The organism is Alicyclobacillus acidiphilus NBRC 100859 (assembly GCF_001544355.1).
In the GTDB taxonomy this organism is placed as follows: Bacteria; Bacillota; Bacilli; order Alicyclobacillales; family Alicyclobacillaceae; genus Alicyclobacillus; species Alicyclobacillus acidiphilus.
The window spans coordinates 1-6,005 of sequence record NZ_BCQI01000109.1; the positions used below are offsets into that span (position 1 = coordinate 1).

Genomic DNA, 6,005 nt, shown 5'->3' on the forward strand with positions numbered 1-6,005 from the left:
TTTACATAAACTGTAGCTTGACCGTTCGAATCGCTATAGACCGTCACGTACTTGTTTCCGCTAGAATCCGTCGAACCGATTGCTTGGCCGCCGGACGTTGTGAACGAAGCTTGCTCACCCTGCGGAATGAAGAACGTTACCGCCTTGTCGGTTTGAACGTCACCGCTGCTGTCCAAAGGAAGTGTAAACGTCACCGGTGTAACCCCAGTAGCCGGATTCGAAACCGTCGAGATGTCCGGGCTTGAGTTAGCTACCGACAAAAGACCGTTTGCTCCAAGATACGCGAGGTATACGCTCGAGGACGTTACTGCCGTACCATTGTTCGAGTAAGGGGCCTGGAAACTAACCGTGTAAGAACCAGTGCCCACAACGGACAAGTCAATTTGGCCGTTCGAGTCGGTGTCGACGGTAGCAGTCCAGGTGTCATTGCTCGAATTTGGATTCGGCGTTACGTAAGAACCGTTCGCCTCGATCACCGGCGTGTCACCTGCAGTACCAGAAAGAGTTACTGTGACGGCGGTGTTTGCCAACGGAGCTCCATTGGAACCGTTCAGAACCGTCTTCACGTCAAGCGCAGCTCCTCCGGTGCTGACTGCCGGGTTACCCGCTGTTCCATTGCCCTCTTTGTTACCACTAACGACAGGGGTTGTGAAGCTTGCTGTCGCAGCAGCAGTACCAACGGACAAGCCCGTCGTACCATTCCACGTAGCGTCGATGCCGATAGCTTGGAACAACGTTTGCACGTAGTATACAGGGAAGTAGGTGGTCATTTGACCAGCCTTAGCAGCCGGGTCTTGTGCAGCGTAGGTGTTGATCTTCTTGATGGTTGTGCCGTTCAGGGTGATGGTTGTGTTACCCGTGCCAACGCCACCTGCAACGTTAACCTTCGAAGCGTCGATGCTGGAGTCGGACAATGCCCATGTGTGGGTGTTGCCGTTCCATGTAGCTGTGATGCCAGCCTTGTTCAGGAGTTGATCGAAGTAGTAAATCGGCGCGAAAGCCGTCGTGTTGCCAGAATCTTGACCGTCCAAGATGTAAGGGCTGGACACGGTCGTGCCGTCAAACGTGAAGTTTACTTGGCCAGCGTTTGTGAAGTTTTCAGTGGCCGCGAATGCCATCGGAGCTGCTGTGCCCAATACTACTGCAGCTGCAGCGATACCTGTGAGTGCACGTTTCAAAATGTTTCTCCTCCCATGTTCAACAAGTGAGATGAGTACTGAAGTTCGGATTTGGTGACGTGGTCACCTCATGTTACCTGGCCTACGTCACTGTCCCCACGAGCCCATGAGACGTCCCTAGGTCCGTTAGCCCTACCGCAAGCGTCCGTCCCATGCGACAGACGATAACGAATCTAGTTTGGTCCTCAATCCCGACACGTAGGAAGACATCCCTCCCCTCAGTGCTTTTGCACCGAACTCTTGGTCTAACGTGATACATACGCCAACAGGATAACTTCTCCTGCTGAGATGCTCACATTTTGTCGAACCTCGCGACACTTTTACTAGTCCTAGAAGAATATGTATCTAAAGGACAATAGCCTCAGTGTCGCATTATACGCTTTCTTCCCGCTTAGGTAAAGCGAAATGCTAGCTTTGGTGCGATTTTTCGCACGTTGGGTTCAAACCATCTACATACCTATGCGGTGGTTCCGGTTTGAGAACCGATGTTCACGGACAGGATTCGAAAACATCTGTCTCGTTTTGTCGGTAGTTGCGAGAAAAGTTTTTAAAGTTTTTATCAACTTTTTCGCCTTCGTCACCTGCCGCGTGGTGCAGCCTGGTGAAGCGACACTGCTGTTTTGTCCTCGCGTCAAGATTTGACGCTTGAGAGGGTTGAAATGTTACACTCATTTTGAAGAATTTTTTCACTTTGCACATTGCGGACTTTCTTGCTCGTCCGTTCATCGTGTCGTGAAGGGTGCGTGTCTTACGAGTTGAAGTTTACAACATGCGCATCTGGAAAAACAGTGGAAACTGTTGAGAAGAAGTCCAGATTTATTGCCAGCGTATTTCCTATTTTGGGTGTTGACAGCGCGGAGCGTTGCTTGCAAGAAACGCGCAATCTCTATGCTGGCGCCAACCACCACTGTTTCGCGTATCGCGTTGGCATTGGCGTTCCGATTGAACGTTTCTCTGACGACGGCGAACCGTCGGGCACTGCCGGCCGGCCGATTCTTGAGGTGATCCGGCGACAAGGCGTGGATAATGTGCTTGTTGTTGTCACAAGATACTTTGGCGGCGTTCTTCTTGGCGCGAATGGCTTGGTGCGCGCATATACCGATGCCGCCGCGCAGGGTTTGGCGGCGGCTGCGAAACTGCAGTGCGGACCGATGTGCGACATTTCGATCCGCTGCGATTACAGTCTGTACGGCAAGCTCGAGCATGCCTTGGCTGGCGTAGGCATGCTCATGCGCGATCCGGTGTTCGCGGAAGACGTCTCGTTCCATATCACCGTCGACGCGGATGACGCTGCGGCGTGGGCGGCGAAACTGACCGATTGGACGAATGGCCAGGGGCAAATCGGTATCGGTGAAAGCAGATACGTCGGTGTCGCTGAGGACGGAACGCTCGTGTACGACGTGTGGCCCGGGATCGAAACGCGGCCCGAGGCGTAAGCACCGTCGCGTGATCGAAGGCATCGTCGCTCACAACGGATACGGCTCGCTGCGCGACTTGAAGAGAATCAGCGAGTTGCGAGCATCTCGCGTCCGGGCGCGCACGTGAGGGCGCGGCATCTCGACGTCGATGGCCATGCCATTGGTAAGGAATAAGCGCGTGGTCGTTTTCGACGTAGGGCGGGCATCATCGATCATGTCCAAGCGAACGTAGCCGTTCGCGCCATCGTTGCGATCAATTGGGCGCCTCATCTTCAAGGTAGCATAGACGCGATTCTCACTTGTGAACACGAGCGGCGTATGTAAGGAGAAATCCAAATCCTGTTCACACGCTCGACGCAGCTCCCTTTGGGAAAGAAGGCAGTGCGCTAAGAGCTTCTGTTTCATGGATTGCGTTCGGTGCATCGTGTAGAACATCTCTCCCGTATCCAAAATCACCAATGTACTGTTCCCGTTGACATAGACGGGCATGAGGACCATGAGGGATCGGAACCATTTCTCCATCGGCGGGGCCGTCCTCTTCTCGTAGATAGCAACCCCCGGCATCGGATGCCTGTCTGTCACAATCAATTCTTCCATGATTTTTCCCCTTTCTGTTTCGACATCATTCGCACCACTCGCTACGAATGTTGCACGGTTGGATATTTCTGAAAACTTTTACACAAGTGTAGACGCAAACCCATTTTTTCGTCAATCATTTTTGGTCAAATCTAGCATTTGACGTTGAGACTTGCCAAAAAGTCTGAAAAGGGATTGCATGTAACCGTGATCGATCCCGGCAAATCCAGGATTCTTGATGGCCTCGACAATCATTCGCAGGACCAGCAATGAAGTCTATCACTCCGCTCTCGACGTGCCGGATCTGGGCAGGCGTTCTACTCTGAGCGTGCGCAAACCCATTCGGGCCGGCCTGATCGAGAGGACGATAGGAGAAATGGAATGGGCAACAAGTGAATTGACCCGCCTTGTGCTGGAGGCACAACGGGATCAGCAATGTGCAGGGGATTCGCAGGCGTCAGCGCAAGTGCTGCGGCAATTCGACGGATTGCTGCGCCGCGTCGCCGCGGTGTACCGCGACGTGGCCGGCTACAGCGAGAGCTACCAGGAAGCGTGCTGTGCCCTGCTTGAGTGCATCGCGACCTACCATCCAGACAAAGGCCCCTTCTCGGCCTACGCGGCGGCCAAGGTCCACGGCGACGTCCGATCCGCCATGCGCCGCCTCTGGACAGCCGCCAACCGAACACATTACGCGGCAAACCGCGACGGCCACGACGGCCAGCGCGAAGCAGACGATGCCATGAGCGAGGCGACCCTTGCCGCATACGGCGGATCGACGACGGCCGCAAACTGCGACCGCGCGATGGACGGAGATGGTTGGATGTGGGGACACGTACTGCGACAATTGGCTGACGAGGCACAGTTGAGTGTTCGAGAGAAATGTTGGCTCAGATGGACGTTGAAGGGGCTGTCAATCAGCGAGATCGCCACAGCCACCCACGTCAGCGTGGAGACCGCCCGCACTTGGCGCAAGCGAGCGTTGGCAAAGTTGCGCTCGGCAGCACTGGCAGCAGGCTTGTCGTGGCACGCATTGGTGTGAGGGCGCCGGGAGGGTGCGGTGGGAGGAGCTGCGCGGCGAGTGCTCGCGCGGCCGCGCCAAGCGGGGCGGCGGCGGGTGCGAGTGGAAGCGGCGCGGATGGGAGCCGCCGCTGGGCTTCGCGGATTGCGCTTCTTATATAGTAGGGACTATCGCAGGGACGCTTATGGAGGTATTGTGCGGACCTATGGCGCGGTATGGCGCGGACCTCGTGGGTCGAACTCCAGGAGGAAGCGCCACGAGGATGCGTTGCGAGTCGGCGTTGCAAGTCGGCGTTGCGCGCAACGCCGACTTGTTACTCGGCGTCGGCGATGGCGAACAAAATGCTCGCCTCCGCGACGAGCTTGCCGTCGACGTACGCTTTGCCGGAGCCTTTGCCGATGCGGCCTTTGAGGCGATCTATGACCAGTTCCATATCGAGCCGATCCCCAGGCCGCACCTGCCCGCGGAACCGCGCATCGTCGATCCCGGACAACAGTGGCCGCTTACCCTGAAAATCCGGCTGCGACAGGATGGCGACGCCGCCGAGCTGCGCCATGGCTTCGACGATGAGCACCCCAGGCATGATGCTGTATTCCGGATAGTGCCCCGTAAAGTGCGGCTCATTGGCCGTCACCAATTTATATCCTTTCACGCGGACGCCTGGCTCCAGTTCGGTGACGCGATCCACCAGCAAGAACGGGTATCGGTGCGGCAAGATTGCCCTGATTTCCTCCACATACATCGGAAGCTCGAAACTCATGTGCAGTCCCCTTTCAACTCGATAGGTGCGATGGCCGACGCCGGGATCGACCGACGCAGGCGGGGCGGGCTTGGCGCTCGGTGCGCCAGAGCAGGCACCCGGCTCGCCCCTGACGCGCGGGCGACTCGTCGGCCAGAGCCAGTGCGCGGCGCGTGGGCAGCGGCGATGGATCAGTAGACGCGGCGGCGGATCGCGATGATTTCCATACCGCGTACATAGAGAACGGTCGTGACGTAGGACAATGCGACCGTGAACCACAGCAAATCTTGGCCGCTCCGAGCGGTGGGCCAAGCGAGGATGCAGGAACAAATGGCGATGTAATAGCAAAATGTGGTCATCTTGCCCCAGACATTCGCCTTCGGGACAGCCCGCTTGCCTTGGAAATAGAAGAATGCCGCGCCAAGGATCATGAGCACGTCGCGCAGCACCAGCAGACCGGCGACGAGCCAAGGCACTCTGTCCGTGTCGATCAACGAAAACAACACAGCCACCATCATCAGCTTGTCCGCCAGCGGATCGAGCAACTGCCCGGTGTAGGTTTCCAGCTTATACGTCCGAGCGATATACCCGTCGAGCACATCCGTCAATCCCGCGAATAACAGCACGAAGAGGGCCAGCACTTTGTGCGGGCTCGCTGTCGCGTAAAACGCCCAAAGGTAACAAGGTATCAATAATAGCCTGAGCAGGGTCAACAAATTCGGTAGATTCATAGTGCTCCCTCCTCCCTAGCGAGATCGAACCGGGAAAGATGATTGCGATTGCGCGCGAAGGCGCCGATGGTGCGCAGCGCGGCCAACCCGGGCGCAAGTGTGTCGGCGAACGTACCTGTGCCGCAAAGATGCGGACTGGGCGGCACGGTGATGGTACGGGATCGAGCGCCGCGGCCATTGGACAACGGGCCAAGTGGAGCTTGCTGCCAAACGCTGGTTTTGGGCCAAGCAACATTATATCAGTCTACCCAATGGGGGAAAAGTGACGCAAGAAATGGGGAGAAAAGGTGCGAACCGGCCTCTAGCCGGTTCGGTCCGACTATGGAGAGGCTGGGGGGCTGGGGG

6 protein-coding genes and 1 pseudogene are annotated in these 6,005 nt (G+C 56.7%); 3 read left to right on the top strand and 4 right to left on the bottom strand.

Annotated elements, in window-relative coordinates:
- A pseudogene (locus AAC01S_RS17940) lies at nucleotides 1-1,178 on the bottom strand (hypothetical protein); the annotation flags it as partial.
- Between the two features lie 788 nt (nucleotides 1,179-1,966).
- On the opposite strand from AAC01S_RS17940, the gene AAC01S_RS17945 reads away from it, so the two are divergent.
- A complete protein-coding gene (locus AAC01S_RS17945; RefSeq protein WP_245630288.1) occupies nucleotides 1,967-2,614 on the top strand; it encodes an IMPACT family protein in 648 nt (215 codons plus the stop codon).
- A 30-nt stretch (nucleotides 2,615-2,644) separates the two neighbouring features.
- Here the strand turns inward: AAC01S_RS17945 and AAC01S_RS17950 are convergent, their stop codons facing one another.
- A complete protein-coding gene (locus AAC01S_RS17950; protein WP_067625733.1) occupies nucleotides 2,645-3,193 on the bottom strand; it encodes a hypothetical protein in 549 nt (182 codons plus the stop codon).
- Between the two features lie 355 nt (nucleotides 3,194-3,548).
- Here AAC01S_RS17950 and AAC01S_RS17955 point away from each other — a divergent pair, with 355 nt between their 5' ends.
- On the top strand, nucleotides 3,549-4,211 hold the full coding sequence (locus tag AAC01S_RS17955; protein WP_067625735.1) for a sigma-70 family RNA polymerase sigma factor: 663 nt from the start codon (nucleotides 3,549-3,551) through the stop codon (nucleotides 4,209-4,211).
- Nucleotides 4,212-4,503: 292 nt separating this feature from the next.
- On the opposite strand, the gene fabZ is transcribed toward AAC01S_RS17955, so the two are convergent.
- Together fabZ and pgsA are read right to left on the bottom strand one after the other, a co-directional pair.
- Entirely contained in the window at nucleotides 4,504-4,950 is a 447-nt protein-coding gene (gene fabZ / locus AAC01S_RS17960) for a 3-hydroxyacyl-ACP dehydratase FabZ (protein WP_067625737.1), read from the bottom strand.
- A 170-nt stretch (nucleotides 4,951-5,120) separates the two neighbouring features.
- A complete protein-coding gene (gene pgsA, locus AAC01S_RS17965; RefSeq protein WP_067625739.1) occupies nucleotides 5,121-5,660 on the bottom strand; it encodes a CDP-diacylglycerol--glycerol-3-phosphate 3-phosphatidyltransferase in 540 nt (179 codons plus the stop codon).
- A 38-nt stretch (nucleotides 5,661-5,698) separates the two neighbouring features.
- Between pgsA and AAC01S_RS17970 the strand changes: the two genes are divergently transcribed.
- A complete protein-coding gene (locus tag AAC01S_RS17970; protein ID WP_067625741.1) occupies nucleotides 5,699-5,926 on the top strand; it encodes a hypothetical protein in 228 nt (75 codons plus the stop codon).
- The last annotated feature ends 79 nt before the right edge of the window (nucleotides 5,927-6,005 follow it).

Excerpts from the sequence above, each read along its gene's own strand:
- AAC01S_RS17950 (WP_067625733.1), bottom strand. The coding sequence starts at position 3,193 with ATGGAAGAATTGATTGTGACAGACAGGCATCCGATGCCGGGGGTTGCT.
- AAC01S_RS17955 (WP_067625735.1), top strand. The coding sequence starts at position 3,549 with ATGGAATGGGCAACAAGTGAATTGACCCGCCTTGTGCTGGAGGCACAA.
- fabZ (WP_067625737.1), bottom strand. The coding sequence starts at position 4,950 with ATGAGTTTCGAGCTTCCGATGTATGTGGAGGAAATCAGGGCAATCTTG.
- pgsA (WP_067625739.1), bottom strand. The coding sequence starts at position 5,660 with ATGAATCTACCGAATTTGTTGACCCTGCTCAGGCTATTATTGATACCT.
- AAC01S_RS17970 (WP_067625741.1), top strand. The coding sequence starts at position 5,699 with ATGATTGCGATTGCGCGCGAAGGCGCCGATGGTGCGCAGCGCGGCCAA.